Annotated in this window: 23 protein-coding genes; 18 read left to right on the top strand and 5 right to left on the bottom strand. The window is 60.8% G+C overall.

The genetic code is table 11. The features are described 5' to 3' along the window. Positions 1-74: 74 nt before the first annotated feature. Both MUY21_RS07400 and MUY21_RS07395 read left to right on the top strand, forming a co-directional pair. Complete coding sequence (locus tag MUY21_RS07400; RefSeq protein ID WP_248409685.1) at positions 75-1,874, top strand: aminopeptidase P family protein; 1,800 nt, start codon at positions 75-77, stop codon at positions 1,872-1,874. A gap of 64 nt (positions 1,875-1,938) precedes the next feature. Next, positions 1,939-2,280 (top strand): DUF427 domain-containing protein, encoded by a 342-nt coding sequence (locus MUY21_RS07395; protein WP_248409684.1) that lies wholly within the window; start codon positions 1,939-1,941, stop codon positions 2,278-2,280. 10 nt (positions 2,281-2,290) lie between these two features. On the opposite strand, the gene MUY21_RS07390 is transcribed toward MUY21_RS07395, so the two are convergent. Beyond that, entirely contained in the window at positions 2,291-3,454 is a 1,164-nt protein-coding gene (locus tag MUY21_RS07390; RefSeq protein ID WP_348984583.1) for an anhydro-N-acetylmuramic acid kinase, read from the bottom strand. Positions 3,455-3,520: 66 nt separating this feature from the next. Here MUY21_RS07390 and tyrS point away from each other — a divergent pair, with 66 nt between their 5' ends. The 5 genes from tyrS to trpE all read left to right on the top strand — a co-directional run bounded on the left by tyrS (position 3,521) and on the right by trpE (position 10,696). After that, complete coding sequence (tyrS, locus tag MUY21_RS07385; protein WP_248409683.1) at positions 3,521-4,774, top strand: tyrosine--tRNA ligase; 1,254 nt, start codon at positions 3,521-3,523, stop codon at positions 4,772-4,774. A 149-nt stretch (positions 4,775-4,923) separates the two neighbouring features. After that, a complete protein-coding gene (locus MUY21_RS07380; RefSeq protein ID WP_248409682.1) occupies positions 4,924-5,814 on the top strand; it encodes a hypothetical protein in 891 nt (296 codons plus the stop codon). Positions 5,815-6,031: 217 nt separating this feature from the next. Further along, positions 6,032-7,213, top strand: coding sequence for an aminotransferase (locus tag MUY21_RS07375; RefSeq protein WP_248409681.1), 1,182 nt, complete (start codon positions 6,032-6,034; stop codon positions 7,211-7,213). A 92-nt stretch (positions 7,214-7,305) separates the two neighbouring features. Then, the gene (locus MUY21_RS07370; RefSeq protein WP_248409680.1) at positions 7,306-9,150 is read left to right on the top strand and encodes a SurA N-terminal domain-containing protein; all 1,845 of its coding nucleotides are present in this window, start codon (positions 7,306-7,308) and stop codon (positions 9,148-9,150) included. Positions 9,151-9,184: 34 nt separating this feature from the next. Beyond that, positions 9,185-10,696, top strand: coding sequence for an anthranilate synthase component I (gene trpE, locus MUY21_RS07365; protein WP_248409679.1), 1,512 nt, complete (start codon positions 9,185-9,187; stop codon positions 10,694-10,696). 66 nt (positions 10,697-10,762) lie between these two features. Here trpE and MUY21_RS07360 read toward each other — a convergent pair whose 3' ends face one another. From MUY21_RS07360 to MUY21_RS07350, 3 genes are all read right to left on the bottom strand, one after another. Then, positions 10,763-11,737, bottom strand: a complete 975-nt coding sequence (locus MUY21_RS07360) for a DUF3179 domain-containing protein (RefSeq protein WP_248409678.1) — start codon at positions 11,735-11,737, stop codon at positions 10,763-10,765. Positions 11,738-11,832: 95 nt separating this feature from the next. Continuing rightward, complete coding sequence (locus tag MUY21_RS07355) at positions 11,833-12,471, bottom strand: peptidylprolyl isomerase (protein WP_248409677.1); 639 nt, start codon at positions 12,469-12,471, stop codon at positions 11,833-11,835. Continuing rightward, a complete protein-coding gene (locus MUY21_RS07350) occupies positions 12,464-12,964 on the bottom strand; it encodes a peptidylprolyl isomerase (RefSeq protein WP_248409676.1) in 501 nt (166 codons plus the stop codon). Before MUY21_RS07350 ends, MUY21_RS07355 begins: the two co-directional genes overlap by 8 nt. A gap of 161 nt (positions 12,965-13,125) precedes the next feature. Between MUY21_RS07350 and MUY21_RS07345 the strand changes: the two genes are divergently transcribed. The 11 genes from MUY21_RS07345 to MUY21_RS07300 all read left to right on the top strand — a co-directional run bounded on the left by MUY21_RS07345 (position 13,126) and on the right by MUY21_RS07300 (position 22,518). Next, positions 13,126-14,316 carry a phosphoglycerate kinase gene (locus tag MUY21_RS07345; RefSeq protein WP_248409675.1) on the top strand — a complete coding sequence of 397 codons (1,191 nt, stop codon included), beginning with the start codon at positions 13,126-13,128 and terminating at the stop codon, positions 14,314-14,316. Positions 14,317-14,496: 180 nt separating this feature from the next. Beyond that, on the top strand, positions 14,497-14,622 hold the full coding sequence (locus tag MUY21_RS16075; protein WP_282568984.1) for a hypothetical protein: 126 nt from the start codon (positions 14,497-14,499) through the stop codon (positions 14,620-14,622). Continuing rightward, entirely contained in the window at positions 14,619-14,789 is a 171-nt protein-coding gene (hemP, locus tag MUY21_RS07340) for a hemin uptake protein HemP (protein WP_191284642.1), read from the top strand. The genes MUY21_RS16075 and hemP overlap by 4 nt, the downstream gene beginning before the upstream one ends. A 237-nt stretch (positions 14,790-15,026) precedes the next feature. Beyond that, positions 15,027-15,902 carry a fructose bisphosphate aldolase gene (locus tag MUY21_RS07335; RefSeq protein WP_248409674.1) on the top strand — a complete coding sequence of 292 codons (876 nt, stop codon included), beginning with the start codon at positions 15,027-15,029 and terminating at the stop codon, positions 15,900-15,902. Between the two features lie 164 nt (positions 15,903-16,066). Next, positions 16,067-17,299 (top strand): Hint domain-containing protein, encoded by a 1,233-nt coding sequence (locus MUY21_RS07330; protein ID WP_248409673.1) that lies wholly within the window; start codon positions 16,067-16,069, stop codon positions 17,297-17,299. A gap of 166 nt (positions 17,300-17,465) precedes the next feature. Continuing rightward, entirely contained in the window at positions 17,466-17,768 is a 303-nt protein-coding gene (locus tag MUY21_RS07325; RefSeq protein WP_191284645.1) for a septum formation initiator family protein, read from the top strand. Between the two features lie 207 nt (positions 17,769-17,975). Then, the gene (pdhA, locus tag MUY21_RS07320; RefSeq protein ID WP_248409672.1) at positions 17,976-19,004 is read left to right on the top strand and encodes a pyruvate dehydrogenase (acetyl-transferring) E1 component subunit alpha; all 1,029 of its coding nucleotides are present in this window, start codon (positions 17,976-17,978) and stop codon (positions 19,002-19,004) included. Next, positions 19,004-19,393, top strand: coding sequence for a VOC family protein (locus MUY21_RS07315; protein WP_248409671.1), 390 nt, complete (start codon positions 19,004-19,006; stop codon positions 19,391-19,393). The genes pdhA and MUY21_RS07315 overlap by 1 nt, the downstream gene beginning before the upstream one ends. A gap of 3 nt (positions 19,394-19,396) precedes the next feature. Then, positions 19,397-20,770, top strand: a complete 1,374-nt coding sequence (locus MUY21_RS07310) for a pyruvate dehydrogenase complex E1 component subunit beta (protein ID WP_248409670.1) — start codon at positions 19,397-19,399, stop codon at positions 20,768-20,770. Positions 20,771-20,782: 12 nt separating this feature from the next. Next, the gene (locus tag MUY21_RS07305) at positions 20,783-22,081 is read left to right on the top strand and encodes a pyruvate dehydrogenase complex dihydrolipoamide acetyltransferase (protein ID WP_248409669.1); all 1,299 of its coding nucleotides are present in this window, start codon (positions 20,783-20,785) and stop codon (positions 22,079-22,081) included. Between the two features lie 101 nt (positions 22,082-22,182). Then, positions 22,183-22,518 carry a carboxymuconolactone decarboxylase family protein gene (locus MUY21_RS07300; protein ID WP_191284649.1) on the top strand — a complete coding sequence of 112 codons (336 nt, stop codon included), beginning with the start codon at positions 22,183-22,185 and terminating at the stop codon, positions 22,516-22,518. A 260-nt stretch (positions 22,519-22,778) separates the two neighbouring features. Here MUY21_RS07300 and cysE read toward each other — a convergent pair whose 3' ends face one another. Then, a complete protein-coding gene (gene cysE, locus MUY21_RS07295) occupies positions 22,779-23,582 on the bottom strand; it encodes a serine O-acetyltransferase (protein WP_248409668.1) in 804 nt (267 codons plus the stop codon). Positions 23,583-23,652: the final 70 nt, after the last annotated feature.

Genomic DNA, 23,652 nt, shown 5'->3' with positions numbered 1-23,652 from the left:
GGCATGTTGCGCGCACCCTGCGCCTACTTGTGGCGCGCGGCTTTACCCGACACCTTTAGACACCGGAGAACACCATGTTCCAATCCTTCGACACGACCGCCGACCCCTCGCATGGCCCTGTCCGGCTGGCGCGGCTGCGCCGGGCGATGGCGATGAAAGGGCTGGACGGGTTCATCGTGCCGCGTGCGGATGCGCATCAAGGCGAATATGTCGCCCCCTGTGATGCGCGTCTGGCGTGGTTGACCGGGTTCACGGGCTCTGCCGGGTTCTGCATTGCGTTAAAGGACCACGCCGGGATTTTCGTGGATGGGCGGTATCGCACCCAGGTGCGTGCGCAGGCTGACATGGAGGCGTTTACACCGGTCCACTGGCCCGAAACCCTGCCCGGCCCGTGGTTGAAGGACACACTTGCGGGAAAGGCCGCCAAGATCGGCTTTGATCCGTGGCTGCACACGAAAGGCGAGATCGAGACCATCGAAAAGGCGCTGTCAGGCACCAAGGTCACGCTTGTGCCAACTGACAATCTGGTTGACCGGATATGGGAGGATCGTCCCCCTGCCCCCAATGGCAAGATCATCGAGCAACCTGTTGAGTTTGCGGGCATGTCGAGTGCGGCCAAACGCTCTGAACTGGCGGATATGCTGTTGTCGGCAGGGCAGAAATCCTGCGTGATGACCTTGTCCGACAGCATTGCATGGATGCTGAACATCCGCGGCGACGATCTGCCCCGCATTCCGGTCGTGCAGGGCTTTGCCGTTCTGGGCGACGATGCTGCGGTGGCGTTTTTCACCACCGAGGGGCGCCAGATCGAGGCTGCGTTGGACAAAGATGTCACGCTGCATCCGGTCAAGGATTTCGCCGATTATCTGAAAACACTTGATGGCCCGGTCCGGGTGGATAAAGCCACCGCTCCGCTGGCGGTATCGCAGCTGTTGGACAAGGCGGGCATTGCGGTGGATTGGGACAGCGATCCCGCCATTCTGCCCAAGGCACAAAAGAACCCGACCGAACTTCGGGGCGCGCGCACGGCGCATCTTCGCGATGCCGCCGCCGTGGTCGAGTTCTTGACCTGGTATGACGCCGCAGAGAAAACCACCCTGACCGAGATTGACCTGGTCACGACACTGGAAGACAAGCGCCGCGCATCAAATGCGCTGTTGGACATTTCGTTCGAGACCATCGCGGGCGCCGGACCGAACGGGGCGATCATGCACTATCGCGTGACGCATGACACGAACCGCACCCTTGCCCCCGGCGATCTGGTGGTTCTGGACAGCGGCGGGCAATATCGCGACGGCACCACGGACATCACCCGCACCTTGCGGGTCGGCCATGTCGGGGACGAGGAAAAACGCTGCTACACGCGTGTGTTGCAAGGCATGATTGCTTTGTCGCGTATCTATTTTCCCAAGGGGCGCACCGGTCGCGATCTGGACCCGATCGCGCGCTATCCCTTGTTTGCGGCCCATCAGGATTTCAACCACGGCACCGGGCATGGTGTCGGGGCATATCTGTCGGTGCACGAAGGGCCACAACGGTTCAACTCTATCTCGGATATCGAGTTGCTGCCCGGGATGATCTTGTCGAACGAACCGGGCTATTATCGCGAAGGCGCGTTTGGCATCCGTCTGGAAAACCTGATCGTCGTGCAAAAGGCCACCTGCCCCGATGGCGGCGATGCCGATCGCGACATGCTGTCCCTCGAGACTCTGACCTTTGTCCCCCTTGATCGTGACCTGATCCTTCCCGATATGTTGTCGGGCGAAGAACGGGCGTGGCTGAACGACTATCACGCCACCTGCGTTGAAAAACTGTCGCCGCTTCTGGGTGACGCTGCGTTGCGCTGGCTCAAAGCGGCCTGTGCGCCTATTTGACACGCGACCGTCACTTTTTTTCTGATATTGTTCCGCGCACGGAACCCGCAACACGAGGATGACCATGGCTGACCAAATCAAGATCCGCCCCGCCGAAGGGAAATGGACTGTTCGCGCCGGGGGCGCGGTGTTGGGGGAAAGCAAATCGGCGCTTGAGGTGGTCGAAGGCAACCGCGCGCCGGTGATCTATTTCCCGAAGGGCGACGTGGCGATGGCGTTTCTGGACAAAAGCGACACGATCACCACCTGCCCGTATCGTGGCGAGGCGCGGCATTTCTCGATCCAGACCAAATCGACCGTGATCGAGGATGCGGGTTACATGTATGACGCGCCGGTCGAAAAACTGGCCGCGTTGAAGGATCATCTGGCCTTCTATGCCGAAAAGGCGACCATCGCGCGCACCTGACGCTGCGGCGTCATGGCGCCTTTGGGGTCGAAACCTGCCCCCCACCCACCGGCGCGGCAACGCCTGTCGTACCGGGGGCCGAGGTTGTCATCCCCCGCGCGACGCGCACCGCAAGATAGGCAAATGCCTGCGCCTCCAGCATGTCGCCATTCAGTCCGGTGGCGTCGATGTCCCGGACCGGGACGGAAAGCCGCGCCCGAAGCTCACCCATCAGGGCTTGATTGTGGCGTCCGCCGCCCGTGACCAGCACCTGTGTGGGCGGTGACGGGCAATGCTCCAGACCGCGTGCAACAGCAGCCGCAGCACAGGCGGTCAGGCTGCGCAGGGCATCGGCATCGGACAGATCTGAAACCAATCCCGGAAGGTCAGGAAAATCGTCACGGTCGAGCGATTTGGGCGGTATACGATGGAAATAGGGATGGGTCAGGAACCTGTCGACCATCGCGTCATCTGCCACACCCGAGGCGGCCAGTTTCCCCCCCTCGTCCCGGGCAGCATCGCGCCGGGCTTGCATCAGGTCGTCCAGCGGCGCATTGGCCGGGCCGGTGTCGAAGGCCAGGCAGGCCCCGTCCGCATCCGGCCGCGCAACCCGTGGGTCGACCCATGTGACATTGCCAACGCCCCCCAAATTCAGAAAAACCAAGGGCGCGTCAGCCCCGATGAACCGCGCGCAGGCATGGTGAAAGAACGGTGCAAGTGGCGCACCTTCGCCCCCCAAACCCACATCCGCGCTGCGAAAATCCCAGACCACCGGCAGGTTCAGCGCCTGCGACAGCGCCTGTCCGTCGCCCGCCTGATGGGTGCCCCGCCCGCGCGGGTCATGGGCAAAGGTCTGGCCGTGAAAACCCAGAAGCTCCGGGGCCGGGTCGGTCTGCATCAGCTCGGCAATGGCCGCATGATGCACGGTTTCGACAATCTGCGCGGCGGCGGGGATTTCTGGTGCATCCTGCCATTTGCCCAAAGCACGCCGCAGGGTTTTGCGTTGCGCCGCGGAAAAGGGGCGAAATACGGTCGGACCGAACCCCACGATCACATCGCCATCGGTTTCGATCAGGGCGGCGTCCACCCCATCCAGTGATGTGCCTGACATGCACCCCAGGGCCCAGACCGGCCCTTGCTGCAAGCGGGCCCGCAATGCCCCGTCGGCCCTGGTCTTGTCGATGGCTTTCAACACGCTCTTTTCCTTTTCCCGCCCCGCGTCTATACGGAAGGTTCAAAGATCAGGATGGACCAAAAGAACATGACCTACCACCCGAAATCCGACTTCATGCGTGTGATGATCGAGCGCGGCTTTCTGGCCGATTGCACCGACTATCAGGCGCTGGACGATGCGCTGAACGCGGGGGTGGTGTCCGCCTATATCGGTTATGACGCGACGGCGCAGTCGCTGCATGTGGGGCATCTGATGAACATCATGGTGCTGAGGTGGTTGCAAAAATGCGGCCACAAGCCGATCACCCTGATGGGTGGCGGCACCACCAAGGTGGGCGATCCCTCGTTCCGGTCGGACGAGCGCCCGCTTTTGGGCCCTGAACAGATCGAGGCCAACATCGCGGGCATGCAGCAGGTGTTCGCCAGGTTCCTGCGCTATGGCGACGGGGCCAGCGATGCGATCATGCTGAACAACGCCCAGTGGCTCGACGGACTGAATTACCTCGATTTCCTGCGTGACATTGGGCGGCATTTCTCGGTCAACCGGATGTTGTCGTTCGAAAGCGTGAAGTCGCGGCTGGACCGCGAACAATCGCTGTCGTTCCTCGAATTCAACTACATGATCCTGCAAGCCTATGATTTTCTTGAGCTGAACCGCCGCTATGGCTGCCTGTTGCAGATGGGTGGATCGGACCAATGGGGCAATATCGTCAACGGTGTCGATCTGACGCGCCGAGTGGCCGAAACCGAGGTCTTCGGCCTGACGACTCCGCTTCTGACCACCTCGGACGGGCGCAAGATGGGCAAAAGCCAGGGCGGCGCGATCTGGCTGAATGGCGATATGCTCAGCCCGTACGAATTCTGGCAATTCTGGCGCAACACGACCGATGCCGATACCGGCAAGTTCCTGAAAATCTTTACCGAATTGCCGGTCGAGGAATGCGACCGTCTGGGCGCGCTGGAAGGGGCCGAGATCAACGAGGCCAAGATCATTCTGGCCAACGAGGTGACAACCCTTTTGCACGGTGCGGAGGCTGCCAAGGCTGCCGAAGCCACCGCGCGCGAAGTGTTCGAAAAAGGAGGTGCAGGCGACGACTTGCCAACCCTGACGCTGAGTGCCGGTGATCTGGGCGACGGGATGTCGATCGTGCAATTGTTCGTCAAATCCGGACTGGCCAAATCCGGCAAGGATGCGAAACGTCTGATCTCGGAAAACGGGGCAAAGGTGAACGACGAAGCCCTGACAGATCCCGGCCGGATGGTTGTTGCGAACGATCTGGATCAGCCGATGAAGCTCTCGGCAGGCAAGAAGCGCCACGCGCTGGTGGTGTTGGCGGGCTGACCCGGACGCCGTCGGCTCTGATACGGGTCGACCTGTCCCACGCATAAGCTCACGCGGCGCCCAAGAACACACCCATCAGGTTGCGGAGCGATTTTCTGATTTCGCGCAACTGTGATATTCTGCCCCCATTCAGTTCCGGGGGGAGCGAAATGTCGACGTTCGAAACGGTCACAGCCCGTTGGGCATGGGCAGTTGCGGTGGCGCTGGCGGCGTATGCCTTTGCCGGGATCGCCACCGCCCAGGACCGCACCAGCGAGCCGTTCTTGCGCACCTATGCCGCTGCGCGCGCTGCGCCCGCCTTCGCCGAGGAAGGCGGATGGCGCACGATCCGGGTGGAATACTGGAGCAAGGCGATCTTTTCTTTCACCTACAATGTCGACAAGGAGATCTGTCAGTTCCTGATCTGGCTGTCGGATGCCGAGGATGATTTTCCAAACAAGATCATTGACTTCGACTGTGATGGAACAGCCGACCGGATCAGGACCTTCGCGGATCGGGAGTTTCAGAACCGCCCCCTGACCGATTTCGAAACCCGCGTCTATGCCTATTTCCTGCCCCGTGCCGCGGCGAGTTTCGAGGCGGCAAGCCTGATCAAGTCCCACAATCCGGAACCGAAACTGGCGCTGGTGCCGGATGCAAAGATCATGCGCGAAAATCGGGAGCTGTTGCAGGAGATCGCCAATGCCGCCACGAGCAGTACCCTCATGGGCAATCCGGAGCAATCCGAGGCCCTGAAACAGAACCACCGCGTGTTCAAGATTTTCGTCAACAACGGCGCTAAAAAAGGGGGGGCAACACTTAGCTTCATTGCGGAAAAGGTATCTGGACGTTCGCTGCGATCCTGCTCGGTTAAATATGAAGATCCAACCAACGACCTAATTTTTCTGGACAGAGCCTGTGACAGCGTTTTCGAATATGCCTCCGAATACGGCAAGGGGCGGAAGCTGGCCGTTGCGGGGATGGAGGACGTGATCAAGGGCGTGTTGCTGGATGTCGCGCGGTTTGCACGGGTGGCAAACACCTATTTCAGCCTGAATTGACCTGAGCCCGACCTCTGCACGTGTCGGGGTTGACGGGAGGTGGCTCACGTTGTGAGCCTGAGGGGCGCTGCCCCTACGGTCCAAATCGTGGATTTGAACCTCCCCCGGGATATTTGAGGCCAGAAGAAGCACGCAAATCGTCAGGGGGTGGTCCTGGAGAATTGCCGTTCGTGAAGGGGGCCGTTAGGCTGGCGCAAAAAGACAGGATTGCTGTGCCATGACTTCGAACAACCCGCGTCTTGCCGCCACAATGGCCCCTCCGGTGATGGAGGCGCGTCGTTGGATCGCGGGCAAGGTGTTTGGTGCGGATCGACCGCTGATCAATGTGAGCCAGGCCGCGCCTGTTGATCCGCCGCCCGACCAGATGCGGCAGGCCATGGCCAAGGCGGTTTTGCAGCAGGATCTTGTGCATCTTTATGGCCCTGACCTGGGGTTGCCAGCGCTGAGGTCCGAATTGGCCGACAGCATCGCGCGCCATTATCAGGGCCATGTCAGCGCGAAAAACATCGCGATCACGTCAGGCTGCAATCAGGCGTTTTGCGCGGCGATCGCCACACTGGCCGGACCGGGGGACGAGGTCATTTTGCCGGTGCCCTGGTATTTCAATCACAAGATGTGGCTGGACATGAACGGGATTGCGACCGTTCCCTTGACCTGTGGGGATGATCTTGTGCCTGATGCCGGGGATGCCGCAGCCCTGATCACCGCGCGCACCCGTGCCATCGTTCTGGTCACGCCCAACAACCCGACCGGGGTCGAATATCCGCCCACGGTGATTGCGGCTTTTGGCGATCTGGCCCGCCGCCATGGGATCGCATTGATCATCGACGAGACCTATCGCGATTTCCATTCCCGCCCCGGCGCGCCGCATGACCTGTTTGGCGATCCGCAATGGGATGACACGGTCATTCATCTTTACAGTTTTTCGAAGTCGTTTCGTTTGACGGGACATCGGGTGGGTGCGATGGCAACATCGCCTGCTCGGCTGAGCGAGGTCGAGAAGTTCATCGACACGGTCACCATCTGCCCTGCTCAGCTGGGCCAGCACGCCGCGCTGTGGGGGTTGCGCAATCTGGGCGACTGGCTGGAGGGGGAGCGGCGGAAGATCCTGGCACGGGGCGACGCGATGCGTTCGGGATTTGCGCCCCTTGCCGAACGGGGGTGGCGGCTCAGGGGGTGTGGCGCTTATTTTGCCTATGTGCAGCATCCGTTTGATCTGCCCTCGGACGAACTGGCGCGGGCCTTGGTGGATCAGTGCGCCGTGCTTGCCCTGCCGGGCACCATGTTTACCCCGGAGGGCGACGCGGCGGGCGCATCGCACCTGCGCATTGCCTACGCCAATAGTGATGAAACGGGAATTGCCGAGGTGTTGAAACGGCTGGCGACAGTCCGTCCCTGATGGGGCTCGCCATCCGATGCATCAACAGATATTGGCATTCCCGGCTGGCTCACCTACAACCCTTGCAAACAGGTGGTAAAAGGAACACACGCATGGCAACCGGCAAAGCATCCCGCACGTTTGGCTGGATCCTGATGGGTCTGGTGATGGTGGGGCTCGTGGGGTTTGGCTCGACCAATTTTGGCGGCTCGGTTCGGTCGATTGCGACCGTGGGTGACACCGAGGTGGACGCCAACCGGTATCTGCGCGAGCTGCAATCCGAGATGAATGCATTTCAGGCGGAAACCGGGCAGCGCCTGACGATGGAGATGGCGAAGGGGTTCGGGCTGGATCAGCAGGTGCTGGCGCGCGTGATTGCCACTGCGGCGCTGGAAGATGAAACCGCGCGGATGGGCATTTCTGTGGGGGATGCGCAATTGCGCGACCGGATCGTCGACATTCCAGCCTTCAAGGGGGTTGATGGCAAGTTCGACCGCGAAGGCTATACCTTTGCGCTGGAGCAATCAGGCCTGACCGCGTCAGAGTTTGAGCAAAGTCTGCGCGATGAGGTCAGCCGCCAGATCTTGCAGGCCGCCGTGGTGAACGGGGTGGCGACGCAGCCTGTGTATGTCGACACACTCTATGCCTATGCCCGCGAGGCGCGGGATTTCACCTGGGCCGCGCTTCCGATGGACCAGTTGGAGACGGAGGTGCCGGCCCCGACCGATGACGAGTTGACCGCCTATTATGAAGCGCATCCGCAGGACTTCACCCTGCCGGAAACCAAGGTCATCACCTATGCGTGGATGAACCCGGAGGATGTCATTCCGACCATCGAGGTGGAAGAGGCGCAGATCCGCGCGCTCTATGACGAACGCGCTTCGGAGTACCTTGTCCCAGAACGCCGGATGGTCGAACGTCTGGTCTTCAACAGCAACGACGAGGCCGAGGCCGCGATGGACGCGCTTGCCACCGGCAATCAGACCTTCGAAGGTTTGGTGACCGGGCGCAACCTGCAGCTTTCAGACGTTGATCTGGGCGATGTGTCACAGGACGAGTTGGGGGCTGCGGGGGAAGCAGTGTTCGCGCTGACCGAACCCGGTGATGTGACCGGACCGCATGACAGCGATCTTGGCCCGGCGATCTATCGCATGAACGCCATCCTTGAGGCGCGCGAAACCAGTTTTGAAGAGGCGCGCGAAGAACTGCATGGCGAGTTGGCCGCCGATGCGGCGCGCCGCATGATCGGCGACATGGTGACCGAGCTTGATGACCAGATGGCCGGGGGGGCCACCATCGAAGAAATCGCAAAAAGTCACAACATGCGCCTTGATACGTTGCGCTGGACCGCTGGCAACAGCGACGGAATTGCCGCCTATGATGCGTTCCGCGAGGCCGCCCAGGCGGTCACCACCGATGATTTCCCCGAAATCACCCTGTTGGAAGATGGCGGTGTCTTTGCGATGCGGCTGGATGAGCTTCAGGCCCCGCGCCTGCAAGACCAGGCGGAAGTGGCCGACGCCGTGCGCGCGGGGTGGGAGGCTGAAAAGCGGCTGGAGCTGTTGGCCGAACAGGCGCGCGCGCTGATCCCTGAATTGGAAGGCGAGGCCACCCTGTCGTCGCTTGGGCTGACCGAAGTGGTCGAGGAAGGCCTGACGCGCGAAGCCTTTGTCGAAGGCACACCGCCGGGCTTCATGGCTGCCGTCTTTGACATGGCGCCGGGGGATTGGCAGGTGCTTGAGGCTGAGGACCGCGTGATACTGGTGCGGCTGGATGCCGTTCAGCCTGCCGATCAGGACAGTGACGAGGCGCGTGAATTGAAGGCCAGCTTTGCCGCCGGCACCGCGCAGGAAATCGCGCTGGACATCGAAAACGCCTTTGCCCGCGCCGTTCAGGCCCGCGCCGGGATCGAGCTAAACCGCGCGGTGATCAACGCCGTGAATGCGCAGTTTCAGTAACCCGACCCGCTGACAGGACCGGAAAGGACATGTGATGGCTCTGACCCCCTCGTTCGAGGATTTCGAAGCCGGTTGGGAAGCTGGGCGAAATCAGGTCGTGTACACGCGGCTTGCGGCCGATCTGGACACCCCGGTGAGCCTGATGCTGAAACTGACCGAGGCGCGGCGCGACAGTTTCATGCTGGAAAGTGTGACGGGTGGAGAGGTGCGCGGGCGCTATTCCATCGTGGGGATGAAACCCGATCTGATTTGGGAATGCCGGGGCGATCGGGCGCGGATCAACCGGCAGGCGCGGTTCGACGCCGAGGCGTTCGAGGATATGGCGGGCGACCCGCTGGACGCGCTCCGCAACGTGTTGGCGGAAAGCCGGATCGACCTGCCTGCCGACCTGCCGGCGGCATCGGCGGGTCTGTTCGGTTATCTGGGTTATGACATGATCCGTCTGGTCGAGCACTTGCCCGATGTGAACCCGGATCCGCTGGGGTTGCCGGACGCGATGATGATGCGGCCGTCGGTCGTGGCCGTGCTGGACGGGGTGAAGGGGGACGTGACTTTGGTGTCGCCAGCCTTTGTCGACAGTGGTCTGAGCGCCAAGGCGGCCTATGCGCAAGCGGCAGAACGGGTGATGGATGCGCTGCGCGATCTGGAGCGCGCTGCCCCGGCCGAAACGCGCAATCTGGGCGAGGCACGCGCATTGGGACCATTGGTGTCAAACTTTGCAAAGCCCGACTATCTGGCGGCGGTGGAAAAGGCGAAAGACTACATCCGCGCAGGTGATATTTTTCAGGTGGTGCCCAGCCAACGCTGGACCCAGAACTTCCCCCTGCCCCCCTTCGCGCTTTATCGCAGCCTGCGGCGCACCAACCCGTCGCCCTTCATGTTCTATTTCAACTTCGGCGGCTTCCAGGTGGTGGGCGCATCGCCTGAAATCCTTGTGCGCGTTTTTGACCGCGAGGTGACGATCCGCCCGATTGCTGGCACCCGTCCGCGCGGTGCCACGCCTGAGGAAGACAAGGCCTATGAGGCCGATCTGATGGCTGATCAGAAAGAGCTGGCCGAACATCTGATGCTGTTGGATCTGGGACGCAACGATGTGGGGCGCGTGGCCAAAATCGGCACGGTGCGCCCGACCGAGGAGTTCATCATCGAACGCTACAGCCACGTGATGCATATCGTGTCGAATGTGGTGGGCGAACTGCACGAGGATCAGGATGCGCTGTCGGCGTTTTTCGCCGGGATGCCTGCGGGCACTGTGTCGGGTGCGCCAAAGGTCCGCGCAATGGAGATCATCGACGAGTTGGAGCCCGAAAAACGCGGCGTTTATGGTGGTGGGGTTGGCTATTTCAGCGCAGGTGGCGACATGGATATGTGCATCGCCCTGCGCACCGCCGTGGTGAAGGACGAGACGCTCTATATTCAGGCCGGGGGGGGCGTCGTCTATGACAGCGACCCTGAGGCGGAATATGAAGAGACGGTGAACAAGTCCAAAGCAATCCGGCGGGCCGCGGAAGATGCCGCGATGTTCACGCGCGGCGGCAACGGGTAAAGGGGCGTTGCCCCTCGGCCATGCGGCCTCACCCCAGGATATTTCTGGCCAGAAGAAACTGCTGGATCAGTTGCCCATCATCCATTTTCCGTCCGGCCAGAAGGCGTGGAACGCAAAGGCGAAGAGCACATCATGGGGCACATCGCGCCCCTTTGCGTCCTTAACCCGGATCGTGCCCACGTCGCGCCCCTTGGCAATCTGCGCCGTGTCGAGCGCCGAAGCCTGACCCGCGGCCCAGCGGATGGTCAGCCCGGCCTCGCGGATCTCGCCCGCCTTGGCCAGACGTGACACCGGCCATGCGCGGTCCCCCACGCGCAGAACGCGGGCCAGGGCGGGCACTCCGTGAGGTGGGTTTTCGCCTGTGAAGAACGGATAGGGGCGGTTGCGGCTGTCATAGCCCGCGTAGGGGTTTTGCCCATAGGGGCGGCGCGCTTTGGGCTGGTTCATCACCAGGCCTTGCGGGTTGCGCGCGGCAAATTCGGCCCAGCTTTCCATCCAGGCGGGAAGCTGTTTCAACTGCACGCCCGTGTGCTGCCCGACGATCCCTTCGCCGATCGCCTGCTGCCACCAGCTTTCGGTCTGGTGGTCATACATCACCATGTCCGAGTTGCGAAGTTTGCCGGTCACGCCGAAGCTCAGGGTCTGCCCTGCCACGCGACGATCAAACACCATGCCCGAGTTGCACAAGGGGCAGAAGGTAACGGCAATCGGCACCCCGCCCACGCGGTCATTCACGATCTCGTGCCATGTCAGGTAGCGCAGGGGATAGGCGCGCGGTTTGGTTCCGGTCAGTTCAACCGTCAGCACGGGTTCGCGCGCGCCCAGGCGGGTTTCATCCGCAACCTTGATGAAGGTTGGATCGCTGAGCGCGGGGATGCCATCGCGCCCGGGACCGCCGGAGAGGATCTCGGACCAGTTTTGCACCGAGGTTTCGCCAAAATCCGTTTTGGGAAATTCAGACGCCCAGTCGGTGGGTTCGGCCCGCACCTCGTGCACCCACAGACCGAGCGTGATGGCGATCAATGTAAGGAGGATACGCATGGGGCCTCTCTTTCCTGGCTGTCCGATGTGATCGTGACAGAGAAAGACGAGGCCCCATAGCCCCCTTCACAGGGGTTTGAGCAAACGTGCGCGGCCTAGTCGGCCACGCGCGCTTCGGTGATCACGTCAGGCTGACTGGTGACGGCGCCATTGGGGCCGTCACCGCGCTTGATGGCGTGCACCACGTCCATCCCTTCGGTGACATGCCCGACGACCGTGTATTTGCCGTCCAGAAAGGGGCCGGGAGCGAACATGATGAAGAACTGGCTGTTCGCCGAATTCGGGTTCTGCGCGCGGGCCATGCCCACGACCCCTTCGACGAAGGGTTCGTCCGAGAACTCGGCGGGCAGGTCGGGATAGCTGGAGCCGCCCATCCCGGCGCGTCCGCCATTGCCATCGGCCTTGCCGAACTCAACATCGCCCGTTTGCGCCATGAACCCGTCGATCACCCTGTGAAACACCACGTCATCATAGGCACCTTCGCGCGCCAGGGTGACAATCCGTTCCACATGTTGCGGGGCCAGATCCGGGCGCAGGGTGATCACCACCTTGCCCTGTCCCTGCCCGGCGATGGACAGCTCCAGTTTCGGTGCATCGCCAAGCGCGGACAGGTCGGCAGGCGCCGGTTCGCGCGGCCAGAGCGTGTAGATTGCATAGCCCACGACAATGGCGACCCCGGCCAGAAACGCGATCCAGAAGGTCATCTTGTCACGTGTCGGGTGCGTCTCAGACATCTGCCGCCACCTTGACCGAGATCATCACATCGGGATTTGCCGGCGGCTCGCCACGCGTGATGGCATCCACATGCTCCATCCCCGAGGTGACGCGGCCATAGACCGTATATTGCCCGTTCAGGAAGTGGTTATCCTTGAAATTGATGAAGAACTGGCTGTTGGCCGAGTTGGGGTTTTGCGAGCGTGCCGCGCCCAGCGTGCCACGGTCATGGGGCAGTTTCGAAAACTCGGCCGGCAAATCCGGCAGCGACGAACCGCCCGTGCCCGCGCGACGCAGCGACATCGGGTCTTTGCCATTGGCCACATCGCCAGTCTGGGCCATGAAGCCGTCGATCACGCGGTGAAAGACCACGCCGTCATATTCACCGGCGCGCGCCAGTTCCTTCATCCGTTCGCTGTGTTTGGGGGCCACATCGGGCAGAAGCTCGATCACCACGGTGCCGCCTTTCAGCTCCATCAGGATGGTGTTTTCGGGGTCTTTGTATTCGGCCATCTTGGCCTCCTTCCGGTTCGTCTGTTGGGTCTTTCTTCGCGGGCCAACCTATGCGTCTGCGGGGCAAGATGAAAGAGGCGACGGGTGCATTTTCCTCACCAACCCCGTTGACCCCGACCCGCTTTTGATGTGCAACTTGCCACAAGCTGATGGAGGGACGGATGGCCTGGAAAACACTCGACGATATGGATCTGAACGGCAAGGTTGTGCTGACGCGCGTGGATATCAACGTGCCGGTCGAGGATGGAAAAGTCACCGACGACACCCGCATCCAGCGTATCCTGCCCACATTGCGCGATATTCTGGCGGCAGGTGGCAAACCGGTTCTGCTGGCCCATTTCGGGCGGCCCAAGGGGCAGCGCGTGCCGGAGATGTCACTGTCGGTGGTGCAACCGGCGTTGGAAGCTGCGTTGGGACACCCGGTAAAATTCGCCGAGGACTGCATTGGTGGTCCTGCCAAAAAAGCGGTTGCGGCGTTGCAGAGCGGAGAAGTTCTGCTGTTGGAGAACACGCGATTTCATGAGGGCGAGACCAGGAATGACGGGTTGTTCGCGGCCTCGCTGGCGGCCCTTGGCAACATCTATTGCAACGATGCGTTTTCAGCAGCGCATCGGGCGCATGCCTCGACCGAAGCCCTGGCGCATCTGTTGCCATCCTGTGCCGGGCGACTGATGCAGGCAGAACTCTCTGCCCTTGAGGCGGCATTGGGCGATCCCGAACGCCCGCTGGTGGCGGTCGTGGGCGGGGCCAAGGTGTCGACCAAGCTGGATCTGCTGGGCAATCTGGTGGACCGCGTGAACCAGTTGATCATTGGCGGCGGCATGGCAAACACCTTCCTGGCCGCACAGGGGATTGATGTGGGCAAATCACTGGCCGAACATGACATGGCCGACACCGCGCGCGAGATTCTGGCCAAGGCCGACGACGAAGGATGCGAGATCGTCCTGCCTTCGGATGTGGTTGTGGCGCGCGAGTTTGCGGCGGGTGCAGCGCACGAAACGGTTGCCGCCGATGCCTGCCCTGCAGATGCGATGATTCTGGATGCCGGACCGGACACGGTGGCCCGCATCTGTGAGATATTCGAAGCAGCCAAGACCCTGATCTGGAACGGCCCGCTGGGTGCGTTCGAAATCGAGCCGTTTGACGCGGCCACCAATGCCGCTGCAAAGAAAGCCGCCGAACTGTCAGCGGCGGGAAAGCTCGTGTCGGTTGCCGGTGGCGGCGACACGGTGGCGGCGTTGAACAAGGCGGATGCGGCCGAGGATTTCACCTATATCTCGACCGCAGGTGGTGCATTTCTGGAATGGATGGAGGGCAAGACGCTGCCCGGTGTGGCGGCGCTTTCTGACTAACCCATTCATTTTCCGCAATAAAAATCCCCGCACCGGTGACGGTAGCGGGGTTTTCTTTTATCTGATTTCGCTACTTGACGAGTTCCTGAGTGTTTTAGTAGGTTATGAGCATCAGCCAGTTGCCCAAGCGACCAGCCGGAGAAACAGGGGCAAATTTTGCCCCCCGACAGGAGCGCGACAATGACAATTCCCTGCGAAGGCCCACAACTGGCCAGAACCGATATCCCACACCCGCTGTCCATCCTGACCGGCCTGACATCGTTGGCCACCTGGATCGTGACCTGCTTTGAAGGAGACAGACCATGACCGCCCCCCTGCCCGCCTCGGTGTTTGACACGGCCCGCCAGACGCCTCCGCCCAAACATGATGCGCTGGACCTGACCGGATATGGAAAGAAGGCGCAGATCGTGCTGAACGACATGGTCTATACGCTGACGATCACACGGGCGGGCAAACTGATCCTGACCAAGTGACCCATGCTGTGGCGCGTGTCTGGCTGCGTTCCCGCCCGACGGATTTCCCCCGCGCCCGGACAGGGGGCAAGACCCACGACCGTTTCATCCGTCTTGCCCCCACTGTTCCTTCCACCCCTTGCGCAGGGTCTTCTTGCCGTCGTTAGCGCCAGCACAATTGCAAGGGCCGGGCCTGTCGCCTAGAACAAGGGAAACTCACCAGTTCCAGACAGGACCGACATGCCAAACCAAGCACAAATGGATAAGATCAAAGCCAAACAGGGCTTCATCGCCGCACTTGACCAGTCGGGCGGCTCGACCCCGAAGGCGCTGCGCCTTTATGGGATCGAGGAAGACGCCTATTCGAGCGAGGCCGAGATGTTCGACCTGATCCACGCCATGCGCGCACGGATCGCACAGGCGCCGGCCTTCAATGGTGACAAGGTGATTGGCGCGATCCTGTTCGAAATGACCATGGATCGCGAGATCGCCGGGAAACCCACCGCGACCTATATGTGGGAAGACCGCGGTGTCGTGCCGTTTCTGAAGGTCGACAAGGGGCTGGCGGATGAAGAGAACGGCGTGCAACTGATGAAACCGATGCCCGATCTCGATGCGCTGTGCGACCGCGCCGTGAAAGCAGGCGTGTTCGGCACCAAGATGCGCTCGGTCATCAACGCGGCGAATGCAGACGGCATCAACGCCAATGTGGCGCAGCAGTTTGAGGTTGCGAGACAGATCATGGCGCACGGGCTGGTGCCGATCATCGAGCCCGAGATCAACATCTCGATCCCAGACAAGGCGGCAGCGGAAGACCTGTTGCTGGTCGCGCTGCAATCGCAACTGGATGCCCTGTCGGACGATCAGACCGTGATGCTGAAACTGACCCTGCCCGAGACGCCGAACCATTACAAGGCGCTGGTGGATCATCCACGCGTGGCCGCCGTGGTGGCGCTGTCGGGTGGTTACAGCCGGGCCGAAGCCAACGCCCGTCTCAGCCAGAACACCGGTATGATCGCCAGCTTCTCGCGCGCGCTGACCGAAGGGCTGTCCGCGCAGCAATCGGACGAAGAGTTCAACGCCACCATCGCGGATACGATCGACAGCATCTATCAGGCGTCGATCGCGGGCTGATCCCGGTCTTGCACGAACCTGACGCCCGTAGCGCACGCTGCGGGCGTTTTGTGTCGGGTTGGCTATGACAAGCGCCGCACCCCGGGATTTTGCCTTTTGCTTGAAATCCTGCATACTGAATACAGATCAGTTTACATAAGTTAACAAGTTGAAAGGCGCGCCTCATGGCCAGCACCCTTCTTGGCGGCATCGCGATCAACGAAGTTCTGGTTGACCCCAATGGCGCGAATGATTTTGACACAGACGGCAATGGCGTTGCGCGCGGTGCAGATGAGTTCATTGAGCTGATCAACACCTCTGACGTCGCGATCGACATATCCGGACTTGAGCTCTGGGACCGTGTACGCGACAATTGGTTCACGTTTCCACCCGGCACCATCCTGGAGCCCGGCGCAGTCGCAGTGGTGGTGCGCAATGTCCAAAGCGGCGGCAGCTTGCCTGCTGTGACCGGTGACAATCTGGCTTTCGACGCGAATTACGGCAGCGGTGTGTTCAGCAACAACGGCGACAATATTGTCGTCTATGACCCCAACAATGACGAATATATTCAGGCGATCTACAACGGCGACTCGGTCGACGACCCTGTTAACGGCTCGGGATATTCCGGGTTTTCCAGCACCGCCACGCAATCCGGGACAACCGAGGATTGGGGAAACGATCAGGACGGGTTTTCGATCCAGCGGACCTCGGCGGGATTTAACAACTCTTTGACCCCAACACCCGGAACGGACATCGTCTGTTTTGCCTCCGGCACCCTGCTTGAGACCCCGCAAGGCTTCACCCCGATCGCGGCATTGCGCGCGGGCGACCTTGTCAACACGATGGATGATGGCTGGCAGCCCATTCGCTGGATTTTCGCCCGGCGCGTCACGCTAGCCGATCTGCACGCTGACCCGCATCTGTTGCCAATTGCGATAAGCGCCAATGGTTTGGGTGAAAACCAACCCTCCACGCCGCTATTGATCTCGCGTCAGCATCGCATTCTGATTGAAGGGAAAATCGCCCGACGCATGTTCGGCGCAGAACAGATATTGGCCGCTGCAAAGGATTTGACGGGGTGCGAGGGCATCCGGGTGCACCATCCGGACACAGGCTTTTTCTATTATCACGTCCTGTTGGACAAACACCAAATTCTGAACGCAAACGGGATTGCGGCAGAAAGTCTTTATTTGGGACCCGGCGCCATGACCGCCCTGTCAGATGATGCGCAAGAGGAGTTGCGGCTTTTGTGCCCACAAGGCGGTCTTGGGATGCCCGCGCTGTCGCAAACACCATCGCGGCCATTGACCCGTGGCGCGCGCGTCAGAACACTGGTGAAACGGCATGTCAGGAACAATCGGGCGCTGCTGGCTGCATTCCAACGGACGCTGACACACGATCGCCATCCGGAAGGTTGATCCAAACGGCCGGTCCCTGTGCCGGTAGTCGGCTTCCCTGCCCGTCCACAAAAAAAGCATCTGGTGATTCGATTTGGGATTCACAAGGCGAATCGCCTGTGCCATAGTGCCGGTGCACCATCCGAAAAGAGATGGGCAAGAGGCAGTACATACAGACGGGACACCTATGGGCGCACCTCGTGCACAAGCTGGTTTTGGTGGGGCGATCTACTTCGTGGTGATCGTGGGGCTTGGCCTGTATTTCACCTTTGCCAGTGTGCAGGGCGACTTTGGCCTTTTTCGTCGCGTGCAGATCGAGGCTGAGACGCAATCGCTTTTGAAAGAGCGGGATGCGCTCTCGGCCGAGATTGCCGCGTTGTCCAACAAGACCCGCCGCCTGTCGGACGATTATCTGGACCTCGACCTGCTGGACGAACAGGCCCGGTCCGTGCTGGGCATGGTGCGCGCGGACGAGGTTGTCCTGCGCTGACGGCGCGCGAGTACGCTGCCCCTTCTCTCTGCCAACATCACACATTGACCTTTTGCAGATGTGCATACCTGTCCATGCGCATGACGCAATCCTGTCAACCTGTCGTGGCGTCAAGTTTTTATCGACCTGAAAGCGTATTTTCTGTATAAGATAGTTTAATACTAAACTACCGCTTCGCATCAGCCGACGCCAGGAGGAGGACGCCATATGGCCGCCCGGAAAAGCGCCCCGAAAAAATCCGCAAAATCAAACACATCGAAGGAAGAGCTGCTTGGCTTCTATCGCGAGATGCTGCTGATCCGTCGATTCGAGGAGAAGGCCGGCCAGCTTTATGGCATGGGTCTGATCGGCGGGTTCTGTCACCTCTATATCGGTCAGGAAGCCGTGGTAGTTGGGCTTGAGGCCGCTGCGAAAGACGGCGACAAGCGTCTGACCTCGTATCGCGACCACGGTCACATGCTGGCCTGCGGGATGGACCCCAAAGGTGTGATGGCCGAGTTGACGGGCCGCGAAGGGGGGTATTCCAAGGGTAAGGGCGGGTCGATGCATATGTTTTCGACCGAAAAGCACTTCTATGGCGGCCACGGCATCGTGGGCGCGCAGGTGCCGATTGGCACCGGGTTGGCGTTTGCCGACAAATACCTTGAAAACGGCGGCGTGACTTTTACCTATTTCGGGGATGGCGCGGCCAACCAAGGTCAGGTCTATGAAAGTTTCAACATGGCATCGCTCTGGCAGCTGCCGGTGATCTATGTGGTTGAAAACAACCAGTATGCCATGGGCACATCCTTGCAGCGGTCCAGTTCGACCCCCGACATCTATACGCGTGGCGAAGCCTTCGGCATTCCCGGCGAGGCGGTCGACGGGATGGACGTATTGGCAGTCAAAGAAGCCGGTCTGCGTGCGACCGAACACTGCCGGTCAGGCAACGGGCCATATATTCTTGAGATGAAAACCTACCGCTACCGTGGCCATTCGATGTCCGATCCGGCGAAGTACCGCACCCGCGAAGAGGTTCAGAAGGTCCGCGAAGAACGCGACGCAATCGAACATGTGCGCGAGTTGCTGTTGCAGGGCAAACACGCGTCCGAGGACGAGTTGAAATCCATCGACAAAGAGATCAAGGGCATCGTGAACGACGCCGCCGAGTTCTCGAAAAACAGCCCGGAGCCCGCGCTGGAAGAGCTGTGGACCGACATCTATGCCGAGGATGCACAATCGGGGGTCCATGCCTGATGCCACATATCGAGATCCACGCACATGATATTGCTGCCGCCAAGGCGTTCTATGCCGGATTGTTCGGCTGGACGTTCCACCCGATGGAGGGCGGCGAAGAGATCGCTTATCACCTGATCGAAGGGCACGATATCGGCATGGGAAAAGCCGTGACCGGCGGGTTGATGCGCCGAATGGGCGACAGCCCCGAGAAGGGCGCACCGATCCGGGGCTGCACAGTGACCTTCGACGTCGACGATTGTGACGACCGCTATGCCTGGGCGCTTGCGCATGGCGGTGCCGAGGCGCTGCCGCCGCAGGATTATCCCGGCGTCGGACGCTGTGCCTATGTCGAGGACGGACAGGGAAATGTCGTCGGCCTTATCAAATCCTTGAATACGGAGCATTAATCCATGGCAACCGAAGTACTGATGCCCGCCCTGTCCCCCACGATGGAAGAGGGAACGCTGGCGAAATGGCTTGTGAAAGAGGGCGATGAGGTTGCCTCGGGCGACATCATCGCCGAGATCGAAACCGACAAGGCAACGATGGAATTCGAAGCCGTTGATGAGGGGATCATCGGCAAGATCCTGGTCGAGGAAGGCACTGAGGGCGTGAAGGTGAACACGCCGATTGCGGTTCTGATCGAGGAAGGCGAAAGCGCCGATGACATTGCGTCCCCGGCCGCCTCGCAACCGGACACCGATGCGCCCGATACCGCCGACGCGCCGGACGAGGCCAAAGCCGCCGCCCAGCCGATCACCCCGGTCGTGCCTCCCGAAACGGACATTCCCGAGGGCACCGAGATGCGCGCGACCACGGTGCGCGAGGCGTTGCGCGACGCGATGGCCGAGGAAATGCGTGCCGATGACACCGTGTTCCTGATGGGCGAGGAAGTTGCCGAGTATCAGGGCGCCTACAAGATCAGCCAAGGCCTGCTGGACGAGTTCGGCGCCAAGCGCGTGATCGACACGCCGATCACCGAACACGGCTTTACCGGGCTGGCAACCGGTGCGGCGATGGGCGGTCTGAAACCGATTGTCGAATTCATGACTTTCAACTTCGCCATGCAGGCGATTGACCACATCATCAACACCGCGGCGAAGACTCGGTATATGTCCGGCGGCCAGATGTCCTGCCCCATCGTGTTCCGTGGTGCCAACGGCGCCGCGGCCCGTGTGGCTGCCCAGCACAGCCAGGATTACGCTGCATGGTATGCGCAAATCCCCGGTCTGCATGTGGCGATGCCCTATTCGGCGGCGGATGCCAAAGGTCTGCTGAAAACCGCGATCCGCGATGAAAACCCGGTCGTATTTCTGGAGAACGAGCTGCTCTATGGGCAGAGCTTCGATGTGCCGGTGATGGACGATTACACCGTGCCCTTCGGCAAGGCGCGTATCTGGCGTGAAGGCAATGACCTTACCATTGTCAGCTTCGGCATCGGCATGAAATACGCGTTGGAGGCTGCCGACGCGCTGGCCGAAGACGGCATTTCCGCCGAGGTGATCGACCTGCGCACCCTGCGTCCGTTGGACTATGACACGGTGCTGAACTCGGTCATGAAAACCAACCGCTGCATCACGGTGGAAGAAGGCTGGCCGGTTTGTTCGATCGGCAACCACATCTCGGCGACCATCATGGAACGCGCCTTCGATTATCTGGACGCCCCGGTGATCAACCTGACCGGCAAGGACGTGCCCATGCCCTATGCCGCCAACCTTGAAAAGCTCGCGCTTGTGACGACGAAAGAAGTGATCGACGCCGCGCGCGCTGTGACCTACCGTTAAGGAGACACTGACATGGCAACTGAAATTCTGATGCCCGCCCTGTCCCCCACGATGGAGGAAGGCACGCTGGCCAAATGGCTGGTCAAGGAAGGTGACGAGGTGGCTTCGGGCGACCTGTTGGCCGAGATTGAAACCGACAAGGCAACGATGGAGTTCGAAGCCGTTGACGAAGGCATCATCGGCAAAATTCTTATCGAAGAGGGCACCGAGGGCGTGAAGGTGAACACCGCCATCGCGATCCTTGTTGAAGAAGGCGAAGAGGTCGGAGAGGTGGCTGAAAGCGCCCCCGCAACGCCTGCCGCCGCCGAGGCTGAAGCTGCGCCGGAAGCCAAGGAGGCATCAGCCCCCGCCGCCGCTAAACCTGCCGCCCCTGCCCCGCAAGCCGCTGATGGGACACGCATTTTTGCCTCGCCTCTGGCGCGGCGCATTGCGGCGGACAAAGGGTTGGACCTGGCCCAGATCAAGGGCTCCGGTCCCAAGGGACGGATCATCAAAGCAGATGTTGAGGGCGCGACCGCAACCGCGCCCAAGTCCGCCCCAGAGGCCGCAAGCGCACCTGCTGCAGCCGCGCCTGCGCCGTCCGTATCAGCTGATGCCGTGGCCGCGATGTATGAAGGTCGCGACTTTGAAGAGATCAAACTGGACGGAATGCGCAAGACCATTGCCGCCCGTCTGTCGGAAGCCAAGCAGACCATCCCGCATTTCTATCTGCGGCGTGACATCAAGCTGGATGCGCTTCTGGCCTTCCGCAGCCAGTTGAACAAGCAACTGGAAAGCCGTGGCGTGAAGCTGTCGGTCAATGACTTCATCATCAAGGCGGTCGCGATCGCCCTGCAACAGGTGCCCGAGGCCAACGCGGTCTGGGCCGGGGATCGCGTGTTGCAAATGAAGGCATCCGACGTGGCGGTTGCCGTGGCCATCGAAGGCGGTCTGTTCACGCCAGTCTTGCAGGACGCGGATCAGAAATCCCTGTCCAGCCTGTCGAAACAGATGAAAGATCTGGCCGCGCGGGCACGCGACCGTAAGCTCGCCCCGCATGAATATCAGGGCGGCAGCTTTGCAATCTCGAACCTTGGTATGTTCGGCATCGACAATTTCGACGCCATCGTGAACCCGCCCCATGCGGGTATTCTGGCCGTGGGCACGGGGGTCAAGAAACCTGTCGTCGGCGACAATGGCGAATTGACCACAGCCACCGTGATGAGCGTCACGATGTCGGTCGATCACCGGGTCATTGACGGCGCTGTCGGGGCGAACCTGCTGAAAGCGATTGTCGAGAACCTTGAAAACCCGATGACGATGTTGGCGTAACGTCGCATTCAAAACTTGCAATCTATTGACATGGCTCAAGGCGAACCCGGACGCCTTGGGCCATGTGCTTTTCCAACATGCTGAAAATACAGGAGAAGCAGATGGATTTCATAACCCTACTTGATGATACCTCGGCCAATACAGAGCGGTTTCGTTCCGCGCATCCTGAGGCTGCGAAAGGGTTCACCGGAATGCACCGCGCCGCGATGGCGAACGGGGCGCTGACCACCAAGGACAAGGAACTGCAATGCATTGCCATCGGCATCGCCAAGCAGTGCAACGATTGCATCGGCTTTCACGTGCGCGCCGCCCTGAAGGCTGGCGCCACCCGCGACGAAGTGGCCGAAACCGTGTCCGTGGCCATCATGATGGGGGGTGGTCCGGCTTACATGTACGGCGCGCGCGCCTTGCGCGCCTTTGATCAATTGTCGCAATAACCGTCAAAGCAAATCGCGATCTGAAATACAAAAGGGCGGCGCAAACGCGTCGCCCTTGGTCATTTCGGCTGGGGGTATCCCCGTTCTGGCGGGCTGGTTAACCAGCGACAGCGACAAGGAAAAGGGTCGAAAAACCCACCACCGTCGCAAACCAAATCTGTTTCATCTCGGAACTCCGATCATTGTTCACCGCTTCGTATAGATGAAGTCGGAACATCAAAACATTGATTTATCTCAAGTTTGCGGATTTCCGCCGATGGTTACTGGATCAGGCGCTGATCCATGTTGATCGAGGGGCAATCGCACCCTGCCTCGCCCACGATCCGCGCCGGAACACCTGCAACGGTCTTGTTGCTTGGCACGTCTTCCAACACGACCGAGCCTGCTGCAATCCGTGAACAGGTGCCGACCTTGATGTTGCCAAGAACCTTGGCGCCGGCGCCGATCAGTACGCCGTCGGCGATCTTCGGGTGACGATCTTCGTCTTCCTTGCCCGTACCGCCCAGCGTCACCGAATGCAGCATCGACACATTGTCACCCACCACAGCAGTTTCCCCGATCACGATGGAATGGGCGTGGTCGATCATGATCCCGCGCCCGATGCGCGCACCGGGATGGATGTCGATGCCATAGACCTCGGAACAACGCATCTGGATGAAATACGACAGTTCCTTGCGCCCCTGCTTCCAGAGGTGATGCCCAAGGCGATAGGCCTGCATCGCCTGAAACCCTTTGAAATACAGCACCGGCTGCAACATGCGGTGGCAGGCAGGATCGCGGTCCAGAACGGCCGCAATGTCGGCGCGGGCGGCTTCGGCCAGTGCCGGGTTGTCGGCATAGGCTTCGTCTGCAATCTCCCGCAGCAACACCATGCTCATTTCGTTCGAGCTGAGCTTGGCGGCGAAGCGATAGGACAGCGCCTTTTCCAGCGTACGGTGGTGCAGAACGCAGGCGTGGATCAAGCCCCCCATCAAGGGTTCATCCGCGACCGCCTGCCGTGCTTCACGGGTAATACGATCCCAAACGGGTTCGATTTCGGTAACGAGCGCGCGCTTCTCGGCCATGGTCAATCCTCGTGTTGAAGCCCCTCCCTACAACAGATAGGGTCGGAGTTCAAAATGCAAACCCGTGGTA

The organism is Aliiroseovarius sp. S2029, assembly GCF_023195575.1.
Taxonomy (GTDB): Bacteria; Pseudomonadota; Alphaproteobacteria; order Rhodobacterales; family Rhodobacteraceae; genus Aliiroseovarius; species Aliiroseovarius zhejiangensis.
This window is presented reverse-complemented; position numbering and strand designations above follow the sequence as displayed.